Genomic DNA, 16,900 nt, shown 5'->3' with positions numbered 1-16,900 from the left:
CCGTCCGGTGACCTGGCAGGATCTCGCGCATGGTCCAGGTATTCCCCCGCATCGGCGGGCGTCGCGCGCTACTGGGCTCGGCGGCCTCGTTGGTGGTCCTCGGGCTGCTGGCGTGGTGGCTCTGGCCGCGTGAGGCACCACCGAGCGGGACGATCACACTCAGCACGGGCGCCCCGCAGGGCGTCTACCAGGAGTACGGCAAGCTGCTGCGGGACTCGATCGGCGGGGACACGCCCGATCTGAGGATCGCCCTGAAGAGCAGCAACGGCTCCCAGACGAACGTCAGCCGCGTGGCCACCGGGAAGGCCGACTTCGCGATCGCCGCCGCCGACGCCGTGCAGACCTATGTGGACCAGGGCCGGCCCGGCGCCGACAAGCTGCGCGGTCTCGCACGGCTGTACGACGACTATGTGCAGCTGGTCGTCCCCGCCACCTCGCCCATCCAGCGGGTCGCCGACCTGAAGGGCAAGCGGGTGGCCGTCGGACCCGAGGGCTCCGGGGTGCGGCTGATAGCCGGGCGTGTCCTCGCCGCCGACGGACTGGACATCGACAAGGACATCGACGCGCGCACGGACACCATTCGCACGGGACCCGACGCGCTGCGCGAGGGCAGGATCGATGCCTTCTTCTGGTCGGGCGGGCTGCCCACGAAGGGCCTCGCCGACCTGGCCAGGAAGTACGAGTACGAGTTCCGCTTCGTGCCGATCGAGAGCGAACTCGTGGCGAAGCTGCACGCCCAGGGTTCCGTGTACAGCCACTACCGCGCATCGGTGATGCCCGCCGACGCCTACCCGACCATCCTCAGGGGTTCGACGGTGCCCACGATCACCGTGGCGAACCTGCTGATCACGCGTGAGGACATGGACCCGCGGCTGACCCAGTGGCTGACCCGCATGGTCATCAAGAGCCGGGACAAGATCGGCAAGAAGGTGCACGCGGCCCAGCTGGTGGACCTGCGCACCGCGATCTACACCAATCCGCTGCCGCTCCACGAGGGTGCGAAGCAGTACTACCAGTCCGTCAAGCCGTAGCCGCGCTTGCCGCCACCACCGCCGCGAGGGTTTTGGCGGCCGTGCGGACCAGGGCGCCCAGCCGCGCGGGCGGTGAGCCCCACAGGGCGGCCGGGCCGTGACCGGGCCACCCGTCGCGCCGTGCCGGTCAGCCCTGCGGGCGTGACCTGGGCACCGTCACCGTCACCTCGAGGCCGTGCGGCTTGTGGTGGGCGTACGCGATGGAGCCGCCGCCCGCGGCTATCAGGGCCCGGGAGATGGAGAGCCCGAGGCCCGAGCCCTTGATGTTCTGGTGCGCGGTGCTGCGCCAGAAGCGGTCGCCGACGCGCTCCAGCTCCTCGTCGCTGAGGCCGGGGCCGCCGTCGGTGACGACGACCGTGCAGTCCGGGCCGTTCGGGGCGACCACGACGTCGACGCGTTCCCCGGCGGGCGTGAACTTCAGCGCGTTGTCGATCACCGCGTCCAGGGCGCTGGACAGGGCGACGGGGTCGACCCAGGCGGTGGTGGCCGGGCAGGTGCCGACCAGCGTCACGCCCTTGTCCTCGGCGAGCGGTGACCAGGAGGCGACCCGCTCGGCGGCCAGCTCCCCCACATCGGTGAGCCGAAGATCGGACTCGGCGTGCTCGGCGAGCGCCAGGTCGAGCAGATCGTCGAGGACCTGTGCGAGGCGCTTGCCCTCGGTGCGGACCGAGGCGATCTCCTCGTTGCCCTCGGGCAGTTCGAGGGCCAGCAGGTCGATGCGCAGCAGCAGCGCGGCCAGCGGGTTGCGCAGCTGGTGGGAGGCATCGGCGACGAAGGCACGCTGCTGCTCCAGGACGTCCTCGACGTTGTCGGCCATTTCGTTGAACGACCGTGCCAGGCGCCTCAGTTCGGGCGGTCCGCTGGCGACGGCGACCCGCGACTTCAGCCGTCCGGAGGCGATGGCGTGGGTGGTGGTGTCGAGGACGCGCACCGGTTTGAGGACCCAGCCCGTCAGACGCAGGGCGGCGCCGAGAGCGAGGAGCATCGCGGCGATCTCGCCGGCGCCGATGATCAGCCAGCCGTGAAGGATCTTGGAGCGCATCTGGCCGGTGGGCGAGTCGGTGACGACGACGGCGACGACGTCACCGTCGTGAATGACCGGCGAGGCGACCACGAGACGGCCGCGCTGCCACGGCCACACCTGCTTCGGGTCGTGCGGTCGCCGCCCCAGCAGCGCCTCTTCGAACGCGTCCTGCCCCTCGCCGGCCTCGGGCACGTCCCACCCTGAGGGGGCGTTGGCCATGGGGCCCCGGTTGTCGTCGCGGTAGAAGACACCGGCCTTGATGCCGTACACGCTGTGGTACTGCTCCAGCTCACGCTGGAGGGTCTCCCGGCGGCCGTCGCCCGAGGTGTCCGTCCGGGACCGGCTCGGGGACTCGGTGACGAACTGCGCGAGGGCCGCGAAGCGCGCCGTGTCGTCGATGCGGTCGACGACCACCTCCTGTTGGCGCGCCGCCGCCAGGCTCACCGCCAAAGGGATGCCGAGTGCCAGCAGCACGGCGGCCATCAGGACGATGAGCAGCGGAAGAAGACGAGTGCGCACGCGGGAACGCTACGGCGTCGGGGTCACCAGCCGGTAGCCGACCCCGCGCACGGTCTCGATCAGGGCGGGCATGCGCAGCTTCGACCGCAGGGAGGCGACGTGTACTTCGAGGGTGCGCCCGGTCCCCTCCCAACTGGTGCGCCACACCTCACTGATGATCTGTTCCCTGCGGAACACGACCCCGGGGCGCTGGGCCAAGAGGGCGAGGAGATCGAACTCCTTGCGGGTCAGCTGGACGACCGAGCCGTCCACGCTGACCTGCCGGGTGGGCAGCTCGATGAGCACGGGCCCGAGGCGCAGCCCGGTGTCGCCGGGGGTCGCGGACTCGTCGGGGACCCGGCGCCTGGCGACGGCGTGGATACGCGCGAGCAGCTCGCCGGTGTCGTACGGCTTGACCACGTAGTCGTCGGCCCCGAGGTTGAGGCCGTGGATGCGGGAGCGCACGTCGGAGCGGGCGGTCACCATGATCACAGGAATGCTGGTCCGCTTGCGGATCTTGCCGCAGACCTCGTAGCCGTCCTGGTCGGGCAGGCCGAGGTCGAGCAGCACGACGCCGAAGCCGGCGCCTTCCGGGACGAGCGCCTGGAGGGCCTCCTCACCGCTGCGGGCATGGGTGACGTCGAAGCCGTGCCTGGCCAGGACCGCGGACAGCGCGGCCGCGACGTGATTGTCGTCCTCGACGAGGAGCAGCCTCATTCCGGCCCCCTCCGGTTCAGTCGGGCATACGATTGCCGGGCGTACGTTCGGTCATACATACGGTCTCGGCTGGCACACCTTACGCGCACCCTGGCCGACGTCGAGTTCCCGAACGCTTACGGGTGTGACGAGCAGGCTTGCGGGGACCCGGCCGCTGTGGCCCGCCCCCCTGGGCAGTGACACCGATGACTGAGGACGCCGTCAAGGCCGTACAGGTTCCGCGAGGGTCCCGTTACCCAGCCGAAACGCCCCCGCGCGGGTCCGCTACGCGCAGTGTCCGACTGCTACCAGATCGTTATGCTCAATTTCCCCTCAGATGTAATGACGCTGGTCGTCGCCGGTCACTACTGTCCTCCGAAACCGAGGAGGACGGAGCCAGAAAGCGATGACCGAAGTTTCGGTGGTCAAGGACGCGGTGCCCGCGGCCGACGACCTGGTCGTCCTGAAGAGCGTCAACAAGCACTTCGGCGCGTTGCACGTACTCCAGGACATCGATCTGACGATCACCAGGGGCGAGGTCGTCGTGGTGATCGGACCCTCCGGGTCCGGTAAGTCCACCCTGTGCCGCACCATCAACCGGCTGGAGTCGATCGACTCCGGCGAGATCCTCATCGACGGCAAGCCGCTGCCCGCCGAGGGCAAGGCGCTCGCGCGACTGCGGGCCGACGTCGGCATGGTGTTCCAGTCGTTCAACCTCTTCGCGCACAAGACCGTGCTCGAGAACGTGATGCTGGGGCAGCTCAAGGTCCGCAAGGCCGACAAGAAGCAGGCCGAGGAGAAGGCGCGGAACCTGCTCGACCGCGTCGGCGTCGGAACCCAGGCGGACAAGTACCCCGCGCAGCTCTCGGGTGGTCAGCAGCAGCGTGTCGCGATCGCCCGGGCGCTGGCGATGGACCCGAAGGTCATGCTCTTCGACGAGCCGACCTCGGCCCTCGACCCAGAGATGATCAACGAGGTCCTGGAGGTCATGCAGCAGCTCGCCCGCGACGGCATGACCATGGTCGTGGTCACCCACGAGATGGGCTTCGCCCGTTCGGCCGCCAACCGGGTGGTGTTCATGGCGGACGGCCGCATCGTCGAAGAGGCTGTGCCGGACCAGTTCTTCAGCAACCCCCGCAGCGACCGGGCCAAGGACTTCCTTTCCAAGATCCTGCACCACTGACCGCCCGACGAGGCCGGTCCCGGCCACAGGCACCCGCACCACGACGGTCCGCATCTTCACCAGTCAAAGGATGTTCACCATGAAGCTTCGCAAGGCAAGCGCCGCCGCCTCCGCCGCGATCGTCCTCGCCCTGACCGCCACCGCGTGCGGCGGCGGCGACAAGGACGACAACGGCAGCGGCGGTGACGGCAACGGCAAGGTCACCATCGGTATCAAGGTCGACCAGCCGGGCCTCGGCCAGGAGACCCCGGACGGTTACGCGGGCTTCGATGTCGACGTCGCCAAGTACGTGGCCAAGGAACTCGGCTACGACGAGGGTGACATCGAGTTCAAGGAAGCGCCGAGCGCGGAGCGCGAGAACCTGCTCCGCCGCGGTGACGTGGACTTCATCGTCGCCACCTACTCCATCACGCCCGAGCGCAAGGAGAAGGTCTCCTTCGCCGGCCCGTACTTCCTCGCCCACCAGGACCTGCTCATCCGCGCTGATGACAACATCACCAAGGGCGAGGACCTGAACGGCAAGAAGCTCTGCTCGGTCACCGGTTCCACCTCCGCGCAGAACGTCAAGAAGGAGATCGCGCCGAAGGCCCAGCTCCAGGAGTACGGCGGCTACTCGGAGTGCCTGAGCGGCCTGGAGAGCGGCGCCGTCGACGCGCTCACCACGGACGACTCGATCCTCGCCGGTTACGCGGCCCAGGAGCAGTACAAGGGCAAGTTCAAGCTCGCCGGGCTCAGCCTGAGCGACGAGAACTACGGCATCGGCATCAAGAAGGGCGACACGGAACTCCAGGGCAAGATCAACGCCGCCCTCGAGAAGATGGTCAAGGACGGTGCCTGGGAGAAGTCCGTCAAGGAGCACTTCGGCCCGGCCAAGTACAAGTACGAGGCTGCCCCGACCATCACCGAGAAGAGCTGACGGTTCCCTGACGGGGGGCCACCGGCTCGGCGACGCGCCGCCCCACCTCGGGGCGGCGCGTCCCGTCAACGACACACGCGGAAGCGCGGGAGATCGTGTTCGACTTTCTTTCTGACTATGACAACCCAAGTCTGTTGGGCGCCTTCTGGGTGACGGTGCAGCTCACCGTGTTCTCGGCCATCGGCTCCCTTGTCTGGGGAACACTGCTGGCCGCGATGCGGGTCAGCCCCGTCCCTCTGATGCGGGGCTTCGGCACCGCCTACGTGAACCTGGTGCGGAACATCCCGCTCACCGTCATCATCCTCTTCACCTCGCTGGGTCTGGCCGACACGTTCGGTGTCTCCATGGGCGCACCCGACGACGTCAAGACGAGGGTGTTCCGGCTGGCCATCCTCGGCCTGGTGGCCTACCACGCGGCCTTTGTCTGTGAGGCGCTGCGGTCAGGCATCAACACCGTGCCCGTCGGTCAGGCGGAAGCGGCACGCGCCATCGGCCTGTCGTTCACCCAGGTCCTCACCCTGATCGTGCTTCCTCAGGCGTTCCGTTCGGTCGTCGCACCCCTGACCAACGTACTGATCGCTCTGACAAAGAACACCACCGTCGCGGCGGTCATCGGTGTGGGCGAGGCGGCCTACCTGATGAAGGGAATGATCGAGAACGAAGCCGAGTTGCTCCTCATCTCCGCGATCTTCGCGTTCGGCTTCGTGATCCTCACCCTGCCGACCGGTCTGATCCTCGGATGGGTGGCCAAGCGAGTGGCGGTGAAGCGATGACTTCCCTTCTGTACGACGCTCCAGGCCCCCGGGCCAGGGCGCGCAATGTCATCTATACCGTGATCTTCATCGCCGTCATGGCCCTGGTGGCCTGGTGGGTGATCGCGGTCATGGTCGACAAGGGCCAGTTCGAGTGGGCCAAGTGGAAGCCGTTCACCACCTCCGAAGCCTGGGAAACCTATCTGCTTCCCGCGCTCGGCAACACGCTGAAGGCGGCGGCGCTCGCTCTCGTCATCGCCCTTCCGCTCGGTGCGCTCTTCGGTATCGCACGGCTCTCCGACCACAGGTGGGTACGGGTCCCGGCCGGTGTGGTGGTCGAGTTCTTCCGCGCCATCCCCGTACTGATCCTCATGCTCTTCGCGAACGAGCTCTACGCGACGTTCACCGACATCAGTAGCGACATCCGGCCCCTTTACGCGGTGGTCACCGGCCTGGTCCTCTACAACGCCTCGGTGCTCGCCGAGGTGGTGCGGGCAGGCATCCTGTCCCTGCCGAAGGGGCAGACCGAGGCGGCTCAGGCCATCGGCCTGCGCAAGGGCCAGACAATGACGAACGTGCTGCTGCCGCAGGCCGTGACCGCGATGCTGCCGGCCATCGTCAGTCAGCTCGTCGTCATCGTGAAGGACACCGCCCTGGGTGGCGCCTTGATCGGCTACGCGGAGCTCCTTCGCTCCGTTCGGACGCTGAGCGGGTTCTACGCGAACGTCATCCCCACCTTCATCGTCGTCGCCGTGATCTACATCGTGCTGAACTTCCTGCTCACCAGCTTCGCCAGCTGGCTGGAGCGCAGGATCCGCGGCGGCAAGCGGTCCACCGGTGCCGTGGTGGGCGCCGCTCAGCTCGACGAGTTGGAGACGGTCGGGCCCGAGCCGACCACGGACAAGAAGAGGGGGCCGTAGCCGCGGTCGAGTGATCGGTCCGCGCAGCCCAGAACGGAGCGGTCTTCGGTCCTTCCCGCCCGGGAAGGACCGAAGACCGCTCCGTGTCGTGTCAGCCGATGGGCTTGATGGACGTGCTGCCGGAGGCATCCTCGGCGTTGAGCTGGTGGATGGTCAGGGTGACATTCGCCTTCAGGTTCCCCATGGGCGACAGCACCACCGACTTGTTGCAGCCCTTGACGGTGGTCTCGACCGTGTCAACCGTCTTCCCCCACTTGACGGAGGCACGCGCCTTCCACCATGCGCACTTCTTGTACGTGATGCGGATCGAGTGCTTCCGCAGGTTCTTGAGGGAGGTGCTGCGGTACTGCTTGTCGACCCATGTGTACGGGTAGACGATGATCTTGATTTTGCCCTGGCGCTTGCCCAGGTACTTCTCGGTGGGGCCGTCAGCGGTCGCCGCCGGAACGGCGAGTGCGGAAGCAAGCACCGCCGTTCCCATCACCATGGCGCCACGGCGCACCGCTCCGCCCATTCCCTTGCCGTACATAAACTGGCTCCCTTCAGAAGCCTCTCGCCTGAACAATCGTGTGATCTTGCAAGATTGCGTGCCTCAGGCGGGGTAGTCGCCCCAATTCCAGCGCCAGGTGTCCTTGAAGGGCGTCCTCTTGGCATCGCTGTAGACGATGGTCGACGTGGCCCAGAACTGCTTGCACTTGTTCTTCGGCGGCATCCCCTTGATGAGGGTCGAGTACGGCGCCTTCTTGCTCGCCACATTGACCCGGTAGACGCGCTTCTTGGTGGTGGTGCAGTAGATGTCACCGCTGAAGTTGGCGATCTTCCGGCCCTTCTTGCAGCCCTTCGCCGTCTGGAACCACACCTTGAGGTAGGTGCCGAACTGGTCCGAGTCGTACCACGCCTTAAGTTCCGGAGCCCCGCACTTGGCCTTGACCGCCGCGGCTGCGGTCGGCGCCGCGACAGGCGCCGCGTCCGCGGCGGGCGCTGCCATGACGCCCATCGCCAGTGCGCAGGCGGCTGCGGCAACCGCACGCCCCGCCCTGTTGCTCGTCCTGTTCCCCGTCATGACGTTCCCTTCTCATCCAGGACGTTGTGTACGGCCATCACTGTGGCCCAGACGCAAGTGAGGGAATCTCCCCAGCAGGGGGGAGCCCGAAAGGCCACCCCCGGAAAGGGGATTGACAGGCAGGGTGACGACCGGGGTGCGCTGGAGCATTTGGCGGTACGCACCCTCCCCAAGGGCCGATTGACGTGTACTCGCGAGAGCCGGAGGATCGGGCCACGAAGCCCGCGGCGATGGCCGACCCGCTTGCTGACGGCGGCTCAGGTGCCATCACGCACATGACGACCACAACGGGGACCGGATGCTACGGGTGGGAATCATCAACGACAGATCGCTCTCGCGCGCAGGTCTGCGCGGGATGTTCCAGGCCCTGACTCAGGAGACGGCGCATGGACTGCGCAGCAGTGTCGTGTGCGAGGGACGGGTCGACCAGGCGGCGGCCCTCGTTCGCGTCACCCGCCCCGATCTCCTGGTCAGCGGTGACACCTGCGGCCAGTCCTCACTCCTGCTCCTGAAGTCCCTCACACGCCTGGCACGACCGCCGTTGGTCCTGGTCATCGGCGAACGCGTCTCGGAGAAGGAGGCCCGCACCCTCCTCTGCCACGGCGCCGCGGGCGTCCTGCTGCACCGCTCTGCGGCCAGGAACCTCGCCTGGGCACTCGCCGCCGTCATGGAAGGCAGCCGCGCCCTGTCCCCCGAACTCGCGGACGCGGTCATCAACGGACATGTCCCCTCGCCGCGCTGCCCGGGCACGCACGGGGAACGCCTCGGCAGGCTCAGCCCGCGCGAGCTCGAAGTCCTCGCCCTGATCGGCGACGGTCTTCCCAACCGCGCCATCGCCGAGACACTCCACATCAGCCCCGACACGGTCAAGGACCACGTGCGCGCCCTGTGCGGCAAACTCCACGCGACCAGCCGCATCCAGGCGGCTCGAATCGCCTGGCAGGCCGGCGTCGTCCCGTCCCCCGCCTGAGCGGCGACGCTCGCGCGATCAGCCCCCGGTCCACGTAGCGCAGGCCCTTCGACGGCCCGCCACGTGTCCCTCCCTCCACGCATCCTCGACGGGGTTCGGCCCGCCACCGTCGCCGTCACTTGACGCAAGCACCGGCAATGGGTTGCATACGTTCTGTGATCGTGCACCCTGCTCCAACTTCTTGTTCACCTACGTCCTCCGGGACGCCGCTGCGGGCAGGGGGCGCCGCGCCGTGGACCCGGTGATCATTGTCGGGGCGGGGCCCGTGGGGCTTGCGCTCGCGCTGGCGTTGGCGCGTCAGGAGGTGCCTTCCGTGGTCCTCGACGAGGGACCGGGGAAGGACGAGCAGCGGCTCGCGCGCACGGTCGTACTGCAGGAGGACACGACAGCCCTGCTGGAACGATTGTCCGGCGTCCCGCTCACGGAAGTGGGACATCGCTGGGCCGGATGGCGGTCGATGCGGCGCAAGCAGACGGTGCGTCAGGTCACGTTCGGGGAAGTCGGCTCCGACGAGACGGACGGCTCCGCCCGGGACGGGGCGAGGGGCTCCCGCAACGGCGTCGAGGACACGGTCGAGGGCTTCGCCGGCCCTCCCCCGCTGCACATCCCGCAGCACGTCCTGACCACCGCGCTGCGCGACGCCATCGCCGGGGAACGGCTCGTCAAGGTCGCCGTGGAGAGCCGCGTGGACGCCATCGAGCAGGAGGCGTCGGGGGTCACCGTCCACACCCGCGGCCCCAAGAGCACCTGGTGGCGGGGCAGCTACCTGGTGGGGTGCGACGGACCGCGTTCCACCGTGCGCAAACTCCAGGACATCCGCTTTCCGGGCCGTACGGCCGTGGAGCGGCATGCCGTGGCGGCCCTGCGCGTCGAACTGCCCTGGCCCGGCGAAGCGCTGCTGCACCGTATGCCGCCGTGGCGGACCTCGGGCCCCTCCGGCGGTGAGGTGGCCGCCCGGCCGCTCGACGACGGGGTGTGGCGCCTGGACTGGCTGCTGCCGCCGGGCAAGGACCTCGTCACCCCCGAACTCCTCGTGACCCGCGTCCGGGAGACCCTCGCAGGCTGGTCGGGGGGTTCCACACCGCCGTACGACCTGTTGGACACCGGTGTGCACACCGTTCACCACCGGCTCGCCCGGCGGTGGCGGGTCGGCCGCGTCTTCCTGGCCGGTGACGCCGCCCATCTGCTCGGCGCGCTCGGCACCCAGGGTCTCGACGAAGGGCTGCGCGACGCCGACAACCTCGCCTGGAAACTGGCGCTGGCCTGGCACCACGGCCCGCACGAGGCGCTGCTCGACAGCTACCAGGCGGAACGCCGCGCGGTCGTCGCCGCCCGGCTGCGCGCCGCCGACCAGGCGCTGCCCCTGCTGCGCGGCGGCAAGGGGCTGCGTTCGTACGTCCCCGGTTCCGGCCGGGGCCACGACGCGCTGCTCGCCGACGGGCACCTCGGGCGCGGCCCGCTGGGCGCGCCGGGCGCGTACACCGATTCGCCGCTCATGGCTCCGCCCGCTGCTTCCGAGGCACCGGTCGACACGTTGCCGGGTGCCCAGGTCGTCGATGTCCAGGTGACCGCCGAGGACGGCACGTTCGTACCGCTGCGGGACCGGCTCGGGCGCGGGGCGCTGTTGGTGGTGCTGATCGCGCCGGGTACCGGCGTGTGGGAGCGCAAGCACTGGGTGAGCGCCGGGATCATGCCCCGGCTCGCGGCCGCCGTGTCCGCCCTGCCGCACTCCGCGGAGCTGCTGGTCGCCGAGAGCTACCCGGGTGCGGCCGCCCACACCGTGCTTCTCGTACGGCCCGACGGTCACCTCGTCACCGCGCTCAGCGGGGTGCGCCCGGCCGACCTGTACGCGGCGGCTGAGGCGGCCCTGGGCGGGGCGAAGGAGCAGCCCGAGACCACGGAGGCGACCGCGGCTTCGCGCTGAGTCGCTGTGCCGGCGGGCTCTTGTCCGGCCGCTCCCGGGGACGACCGTCACTGTGTCCACATAGTGACGGTCGGTTGACCGGTCCGGGCGGTCGTGGTGTACTCCCGACCGTGATCGACACCTCTACGCGCCTGTGGCGGAGGGTCCACATGGACCTCGTCCGCTACGCGGGCTGCGTGTGTCGTCCGTCCTGCTGATTCGCATCTCCCTTTCCCGCGCGCCGCCGGTGTGCTGCGCGCGCTCCCGCGAACCCTCGTCAGGACGGTCCCCGTGTCCGCTGTACCCGCTGTCTCCCTCTGCCGCGCTGCCTCCGCACCGGCTTCCCCCGCTCCGGATTCTTCCGCTCCCACGCAGTCCGAGCTGCTCGACTTCGCGCGCCGGACGGCTGCCGACGCCGAGTTGATCGCCTCGCTTCCGCTCGACCTCGAAGGGCGCACCTGGGTGCGGCTCGAGGGGCCCGGCGGCAGCGAGGCCTGGCTCATCGGCTGGCCGCCCGGCTCCGGCACCGGCTGGCACGACCACGCCGACTCGGTGGGCGCGTTCGTCACCGCCGCGGGTGAGCTGAAGGAGCACTCCCTCGCCGCCCGGCTGCCCACCGACGGCTGGAAGACTCTCGAACTCACCGAAGGCGTCGACCGTGAACGTCGGCTGCCCGGCGGCGAGGGCCGTTCCTTCGGCCGCCACCATGTGCATGAAGTGCTCAACGAGTCCGCCGGCGAACACGCCATCTCGGTGCACGCCTACTATCCGCCCCTGCCCCGCATCCGCCGCTACAGCCGCACGGGGCGGGTACTGCGCCTCGAGCATGTCGAACGCCCGGAGGACTGGCAGTGAGCACCCGCTCGAACCGCCGCGGAGCGACCGCTGAGCACTGTCGCGCCTCCGCTCAGTACCGTTCCTCCAGCCCCTCCGTGTCCTCGCCCTCCTCCTCCAGCGCCTGCCGGACCACGCGGAGGGCCATGCCCTCGGGGTAGCCCTTGCGGGCGAGCATGCCCGCGAGACGGCGAAGGCGTTTGTCACGGTCGAGGCCCCGAGTGGAGCGCAGCTTGCGGGCCACGAGCTCGCGCGCCGTGGCCTCCTCCTGGTCGGAGTCGAGCTGTGCGACGGCCTCGTCGATGAGAGCCGAGTCGACGCCCTTGGTGCGCAGCTCCCGGGCGAGGGCCCGACGGGCCAGGCCCCGGCCGTGGTGGCGGGACTCCACCCAGGCATCCGCGAACGCGCTGTCGTTGATCAGTCCGACCTCCTCGAACCGTGACAGCACCTCGTCCGCCACGTCGTCAGGGATCTCGCGTTTGCGCAGGGCGTCGGCGAGTTGCTTGCGGGTCCGCGGGGTCCCGGTGAGCAGGCGCAGGCAGATCGCCCGTGCCCGCTCAGCCGGGTCCCCTGAGGACTCCCCTTTCTCGGCCCTCGACGAGAAAGACGAACCCCCGTCCTGTGGCCCCCCGTCGTCATGCGGTTCGTCGACCGGCTCTCCGAAACCGCGCCGTCGCCCTGCGCGCCCTCGTCGGCCACGAGCCTCAGCGGCCGCGCCCCGTGAGGCGTCGCCACCGAGGCGACGCCCGCCGCGCGGCGAACCGTCACCGGAGGGCCGGCCCTCCTCCGGTCGCCCGGTGCTGTCCTCGTCGCCGATGTCGCCGGCGTACGGCCCGAACCTCTCTGCGGCGGATCCCCCGGTACCCCCGCGCCCCCGGCTCTCAGGGGCAGTGGGGTATGCGTACTCGCCCCAGTCCGTTCTGCGTGTCACGGACTAGCTCTTGGCCGCCGCGGCCTTGGTCTTGGCGGTCTTCGCAGCGGGGGCCGGAACCGTCTTCGCGTCGTCGGCGGGTGCGGCGGAGGCCGCGGCATCAGCGCCCGGTTCGGCGGTGGGCTCCTCGGGCCGCACGCCGACGCCCAGCTTCTCCTTGATCTTCTTCTCGATCTCGTTGGCGAGGTCGGGGTTGTCCTTGAGGAAGTTGCGTGCGTTCTCCTTGCCCTGGCCGAGTTGGTCGCCCTCGTACGTGTACCAGGCGCCGGCCTTGCGGACGAAGCCGTGCTCCACGCCCATGTCGATCAGGCCGCCCTCGCGGCTGATGCCCTGGCCGTAGAGGATGTCGAACTCGGCCTGCTTGAAGGGCGGCGCGACCTTGTTCTTGACGACCTTGCAGCGGGTGCGGTTACCGACCGCCTCGGTACCGTCCTTGAGGGTCTCGATGCGACGGATGTCGATACGCACCGAGGCGTAGAACTTCAGCGCGCGGCCACCGGTCGTGGTCTCCGGCGAGCCGAACATCACGCCGATCTTCTCGCGGAGCTGGTTGATGAAGATCGCGGTGGTCTTCGACTGGTTGAGCGCGCTGGTGATCTTCCGCAGGGCCTGGCTCATCAGTCGGGCCTGCAGACCCACGTGGCTGTCGCCCATCTCGCCCTCGATCTCCGCGCGCGGGACGAGCGCGGCGACGGAGTCGATGACGATGAGGTCGAGGGCACCGGAGCGGACCAGCATGTCCACGATCTCCAGGGCCTGCTCGCCGTTGTCCGGCTGCGACAGGATCAGGTTGTCGATGTCGACGCCGAGCTTCTTCGCGTACTCGGGGTCGAGGGCGTGCTCGGCGTCGACGAACGCGACCTGGCCGCCGGCCTTCTGCGCGTTCGCCACCGCGTGGAGGGTCAGGGTCGTCTTGCCGGAGGACTCGGGGCCGTAGATCTCCACCACTCGGCCGCGCGGCAGGCCGCCGACGCCGAGGGCCACGTCCAGCGCGGTCGACCCGGTCGGGATGACCTCGATGGGCTCCTTCGACCGCTCGCCCATGCGCATGACCGCGCCCTTGCCGAACTGTCGTTCAATCTGTGCGAGCGCGGCGTCGAGCGCCTTCTCGCGGTCGGTTCCTGCCATGGGTTCCACCCGATTTGCTTGAGTCGATCGCTTCACGTGAAAGACGCTAGCGCCTGCCACTGACAATGGGCCCCGACGCCCGTCCGACCTGTGGATAACTCGGGTGTTTCTCCACGAAAACCCTGTCGAACTCCCCGCCGAGGGGCCCGCCGGAGCCTCCATAAGAATGGATGTTCGATTTTGGTGTCAAGCTCGCCGCATGGTCTCCGGTGGCTTCCGGAAGGCCGGATTCAGTTCGCCGACGACGGCGGGGAGACAGAGCTCGTCACCGGGCCCGCACGGGTTGGCGGAGCTCCGGGAGCGGGACCTCAGTCCTGCGGGTGGCCGCCTTCGGACCCGCCGTTCCCCTCCGAACCCTCGTTCCCCTCCGAACCCTCGCTCCCCTCCGAACCCGCGTCCCGTCGCGGCCCCTGCGAACCGCCCTTCTCCTGCGTGGCGTCGTCCGACGGCCGCTTCCTGCCCCACGTGTGCTCCAGCCGCTCGCGCATGCGCGTGAGGATGTCGCCGCCGGAACCGTCATCGTCCCGTGCCGCGTGCGGCCGGTTCCGGAGACGGGCGAGGAGGTTGCCGGAACCGCGTCTGCGGTGGCCGTGGACGCGGGGGTCGTCCGTGACGTCGTACCGCTTCACGTACGCCCCGAGGAACGCCTGGAGGGTGGCGACGGCGGGGATGGCGATGAGCGCGCCGACGGCGCCGAGGAGGGCGGTACCCGCCACGACCGACCCGAAGGCGACGGCCGGGTGGATGTCCACGGTCTTGGCGGTCAGCTTGGGCTGCAGCACGTAGTTCTCGAACTGCTGGTAGATGACCACGAAGACGAGGACCCACAGCGCGTACCAGGGGTTCACCGTGAAGGCGATCAGCATCGGCAGGGCGCCCGCCAGGTAGGTGCCGATGGTGGGGATGAACTGGGAGACCAGGCCGACCCAGACCGCGAGTGCGGGGGCGTACGGCACGTTCAGGTACTCCAGCAGGATGTAGTGGGCTATGCCGGAGATCATGGCCATCAGACCGCGGGAGTACAGATAACCGCCGGTCTTGTCGACGGCGATCTCCCACGCGCGCAGCACCTCGGCCTGCTTGGCGGGCGGCAGGACGGAGCACAGCGCCCGCCGCAGCCGGGGGCCGTCGGCGGCGAAGTAGAAGGAGAACAGGCCGATCGTCAGCATCTGGAACAGGCCGCCCAGGACCTGTGCGGAGACGTCCAGGACGCCGGTGGCGCTGTTCTGGACGTACCTCTTCAGCCAGTCGGAGCGGAGCAGCCCCTCCTGGATGTCGACGCGTCTGAGCTCGGTGTGGAAGGTGGTGTTGATCCAGCTGATGACCGAGTCAAGGTACGCCGGGAAGTCCTCGACCATCTTGATGATCTGGCCGGCGAGCATCGAACCGAGGAGGGTGACGAAGCCGGCGGCCGCGATCAGTGTGAACAGGAAGACGAGGAAGGTGGCGAAGCCCCTGCGCAGCCCTTTCGAGGCCATCCAACTCACCGCGGGCTCGATCGCGAGCGCCAGGAAGAACGCGATGAGGATGTTGACCAGCAGCCCGATGAGCTGGTGGAACGCCCAACTGCCCAGCTGGAAGACGGCGACCAGTGAGAGCGCCAGCACCATGGCGCGCGGCAGCCAGCGGGGCATGCCCGAACTCGGCGTGGTGCCGACCGGGGGCCCGGTGGGCGGCGCCGTACCGGAGGGGGATGCCTGGGGCTCGACCTGCGCGGTCTCGTCTGAGGGGGCCACGGACCAAGTTTCGCCCACACCACCGACAATCGGTCCCACGCCCGCACCTTCCGGTCCCGCAGGCAGCCGCCGGCCGCGCGAAGCGTACGGCCGATTTCAGCGGTTCTCGGCCGGAACGCCCATCGTCGCGCACACCACGCGCCACACGTCCTTGGCCTCCCAGCCGGCGTCCAGCGCCTCGTGCACCGTCCGTCCGCCGAGTTCGGACATCACATGATCGCGCGCGAAGGTTTCGGCGTACCCCTCACCGAAGTGCTCCGCCATCCGCTGCCAGAAGACCGTCAACCGCATGACCCCAGTATCCCGCCCCAGGGGGTGGGCCCGCCCGGGACGGCTTGTCGATACCGCTTTCCGCCCTACGGTCTGACGCATGGCCGAAAACGGAGCATCCCCACTCCCCTCATCGCCCCCGGCGCACACTCCGCTCGCCCGCGCCGAGCAGTTCGTCTGGCTGACCGCGCGGGTGCTGGAGCAGCGCCGCTTCGCGTATCACTTCCTGGGCGGGAGCGCCGACGCGGTGGAGGCCGCGCTGGCCGCCTACCGCACCGCCGACGAAGGGTACGGGCACGCGCTCGAACCGGATCTGCGCGGGCCGGTGAGCCAGCCGCTGCACACAGCGCACGCGTTACGGGTCCTGGACTCGATCGGGCGGTGTTCCGGACAGCGGGTGGAGCGCGTGTGCCGCTATCTGACGTCGGTGTCGAACCCGGACGGCGCCCTGCCCGCCGTGCACCCCGGTCAGCGCGGCTATCCAGCGGCCCCTTTCGTACCGATCGTCGACGACCCGCCCAGCGAGCTGTTGTCCACCGGGCCCGTGGTGGGGTTGCTGCACCGCAACCATGTGTGGCACGCGTGGTTGTTCCGGGCGACCGACTTCTGCTGGCAGGCGGTCGAGTCCCTGGAGAAGTCGCACCCGTACGAGGTCCAGGCCGCCGTGGCGTTCCTGGACTCCGTGCCCGACCGCCCGCGTGCGCAGTCGGCCGCCGACCGGCTCGGCCGGCTGGTGCGCGAACACCGGCTGGCGGCGCTGGATCCCGAGCGGCTGGAGGCGTATCCGGTGGCACCCGGTTACGCACCGGGTGAGCACCACTTCCCGTTCGACTTCGCGCGGGCGCCGGAGTCGCTCGCTCGCGCGTGGTTCACCGACGAGGAGATGGCCCGTTCGCTCGACTTCCTTCAGAGCGAGCAGCGCGACGACGGCGGCTGGCCGGTCCGCTGGCGCCAGTGGGCACCGGGAACCGCCCTGGAGAGCCGGCCGATCGTGACGATCGAGGCACTGCGCACCTTGCGGGCGTACGGGCGGCCGATCGGCTGA

18 protein-coding genes are annotated in these 16,900 nt (G+C 69.3%); 10 read left to right on the top strand and 8 right to left on the bottom strand.

Annotated elements, in window-relative coordinates:
- Nucleotides 1–29: 29 nt before the first annotated feature.
- A complete protein-coding gene (locus ACZ43N_RS00185; RefSeq protein ID WP_468094066.1) occupies nt 30–1,031 on the top strand; it encodes a TAXI family TRAP transporter solute-binding subunit in 1,002 nt (333 codons plus the stop codon).
- 127 nt (nt 1,032–1,158) lie between these two features.
- On the opposite strand, the gene ACZ43N_RS00180 is transcribed toward ACZ43N_RS00185, so the two are convergent.
- Both ACZ43N_RS00180 and ACZ43N_RS00175 read right to left on the bottom strand, forming a co-directional pair.
- Nucleotides 1,159–2,574 (bottom strand): HAMP domain-containing sensor histidine kinase, encoded by a 1,416-nt coding sequence (locus ACZ43N_RS00180; protein WP_468094065.1) that lies wholly within the window; start codon nt 2,572–2,574, stop codon nt 1,159–1,161.
- Between the two features lie 9 nt (nt 2,575–2,583).
- Nucleotides 2,584–3,270, bottom strand: a complete 687-nt coding sequence (locus ACZ43N_RS00175) for a response regulator transcription factor (RefSeq protein ID WP_468094064.1) — start codon at nt 3,268–3,270, stop codon at nt 2,584–2,586.
- 385 nt (nt 3,271–3,655) lie between these two features.
- Between ACZ43N_RS00175 and ACZ43N_RS00170 the strand changes: the two genes are divergently transcribed.
- From ACZ43N_RS00170 to ACZ43N_RS00155, 4 genes are all read left to right on the top strand, one after another.
- Nucleotides 3,656–4,432 carry an amino acid ABC transporter ATP-binding protein gene (locus ACZ43N_RS00170; RefSeq protein WP_468094063.1) on the top strand — a complete coding sequence of 259 codons (777 nt, stop codon included), beginning with the start codon at nt 3,656–3,658 and terminating at the stop codon, nt 4,430–4,432.
- Between the two features lie 79 nt (nt 4,433–4,511).
- The gene (locus ACZ43N_RS00165; RefSeq protein ID WP_468094062.1) at nt 4,512–5,348 is read left to right on the top strand and encodes a glutamate ABC transporter substrate-binding protein; all 837 of its coding nucleotides are present in this window, start codon (nt 4,512–4,514) and stop codon (nt 5,346–5,348) included.
- A 95-nt stretch (nt 5,349–5,443) separates the two neighbouring features.
- Nucleotides 5,444–6,121, top strand: coding sequence for an amino acid ABC transporter permease (locus ACZ43N_RS00160; RefSeq protein ID WP_468094061.1), 678 nt, complete (start codon nt 5,444–5,446; stop codon nt 6,119–6,121).
- Nucleotides 6,118–7,020: an amino acid ABC transporter permease gene (locus ACZ43N_RS00155; protein WP_468094060.1), complete on the top strand. Its 903-nt coding sequence runs from the start codon at nt 6,118–6,120 to the stop codon at nt 7,018–7,020. The genes ACZ43N_RS00160 and ACZ43N_RS00155 overlap by 4 nt, the downstream gene beginning before the upstream one ends.
- A 91-nt stretch (nt 7,021–7,111) precedes the next feature.
- Here ACZ43N_RS00155 and ACZ43N_RS00150 read toward each other — a convergent pair whose 3' ends face one another.
- Both ACZ43N_RS00150 and ACZ43N_RS00145 read right to left on the bottom strand, forming a co-directional pair.
- Complete coding sequence (locus ACZ43N_RS00150; RefSeq protein ID WP_468094059.1) at nt 7,112–7,549, bottom strand: hypothetical protein; 438 nt, start codon at nt 7,547–7,549, stop codon at nt 7,112–7,114.
- Between the two features lie 63 nt (nt 7,550–7,612).
- Nucleotides 7,613–8,083, bottom strand: coding sequence for a hypothetical protein (locus tag ACZ43N_RS00145; RefSeq protein ID WP_468094058.1), 471 nt, complete (start codon nt 8,081–8,083; stop codon nt 7,613–7,615).
- A 355-nt stretch (nt 8,084–8,438) separates the two neighbouring features.
- Between ACZ43N_RS00145 and ACZ43N_RS00140 the strand changes: the two genes are divergently transcribed.
- The 4 genes from ACZ43N_RS00140 (at nt 8,439) to ACZ43N_RS00125 (ending at nt 11,811) form a co-directional block, all read left to right on the top strand.
- Entirely contained in the window at nt 8,439–9,053 is a 615-nt protein-coding gene (locus ACZ43N_RS00140; protein WP_468094057.1) for a helix-turn-helix transcriptional regulator, read from the top strand.
- 232 nt (nt 9,054–9,285) lie between these two features.
- A complete protein-coding gene (locus ACZ43N_RS00135) occupies nt 9,286–10,977 on the top strand; it encodes an FAD-dependent monooxygenase (protein ID WP_468094664.1) in 1,692 nt (563 codons plus the stop codon).
- 110 nt (nt 10,978–11,087) lie between these two features.
- Nucleotides 11,088–11,174, top strand: coding sequence for a putative leader peptide (locus tag ACZ43N_RS00130; RefSeq protein WP_309474643.1), 87 nt, complete (start codon nt 11,088–11,090; stop codon nt 11,172–11,174).
- Nucleotides 11,175–11,247: 73 nt separating this feature from the next.
- Nucleotides 11,248–11,811 carry a cupin domain-containing protein gene (locus ACZ43N_RS00125; RefSeq protein WP_468094056.1) on the top strand — a complete coding sequence of 188 codons (564 nt, stop codon included), beginning with the start codon at nt 11,248–11,250 and terminating at the stop codon, nt 11,809–11,811.
- 52 nt (nt 11,812–11,863) lie between these two features.
- On the opposite strand, the gene recX is transcribed toward ACZ43N_RS00125, so the two are convergent.
- From recX to ACZ43N_RS00105, 4 genes are all read right to left on the bottom strand, one after another.
- The gene (gene recX, locus ACZ43N_RS00120; protein WP_468094055.1) at nt 11,864–12,721 is read right to left on the bottom strand and encodes a recombination regulator RecX; all 858 of its coding nucleotides are present in this window, start codon (nt 12,719–12,721) and stop codon (nt 11,864–11,866) included.
- Nucleotides 12,722–12,724: 3 nt separating this feature from the next.
- The gene (gene recA / locus ACZ43N_RS00115) at nt 12,725–13,849 is read right to left on the bottom strand and encodes a recombinase RecA (protein WP_468094054.1); all 1,125 of its coding nucleotides are present in this window, start codon (nt 13,847–13,849) and stop codon (nt 12,725–12,727) included.
- Nucleotides 13,850–14,157: 308 nt separating this feature from the next.
- Complete coding sequence (locus tag ACZ43N_RS00110; protein ID WP_468094663.1) at nt 14,158–15,483, bottom strand: AI-2E family transporter; 1,326 nt, start codon at nt 15,481–15,483, stop codon at nt 14,158–14,160.
- A gap of 198 nt (nt 15,484–15,681) precedes the next feature.
- Nucleotides 15,682–15,876, bottom strand: coding sequence for a DUF3046 domain-containing protein (locus ACZ43N_RS00105; RefSeq protein ID WP_159773678.1), 195 nt, complete (start codon nt 15,874–15,876; stop codon nt 15,682–15,684).
- Between the two features lie 79 nt (nt 15,877–15,955).
- On the opposite strand from ACZ43N_RS00105, the gene ACZ43N_RS00100 reads away from it, so the two are divergent.
- Complete coding sequence (locus ACZ43N_RS00100) at nt 15,956–16,900, top strand: hypothetical protein (protein ID WP_468094053.1); 945 nt, start codon at nt 15,956–15,958, stop codon at nt 16,898–16,900.

Source organism: Streptomyces sp. NPDC030814 (genome assembly GCF_055572155.1).
This window is presented reverse-complemented; position numbering and strand designations above follow the sequence as displayed.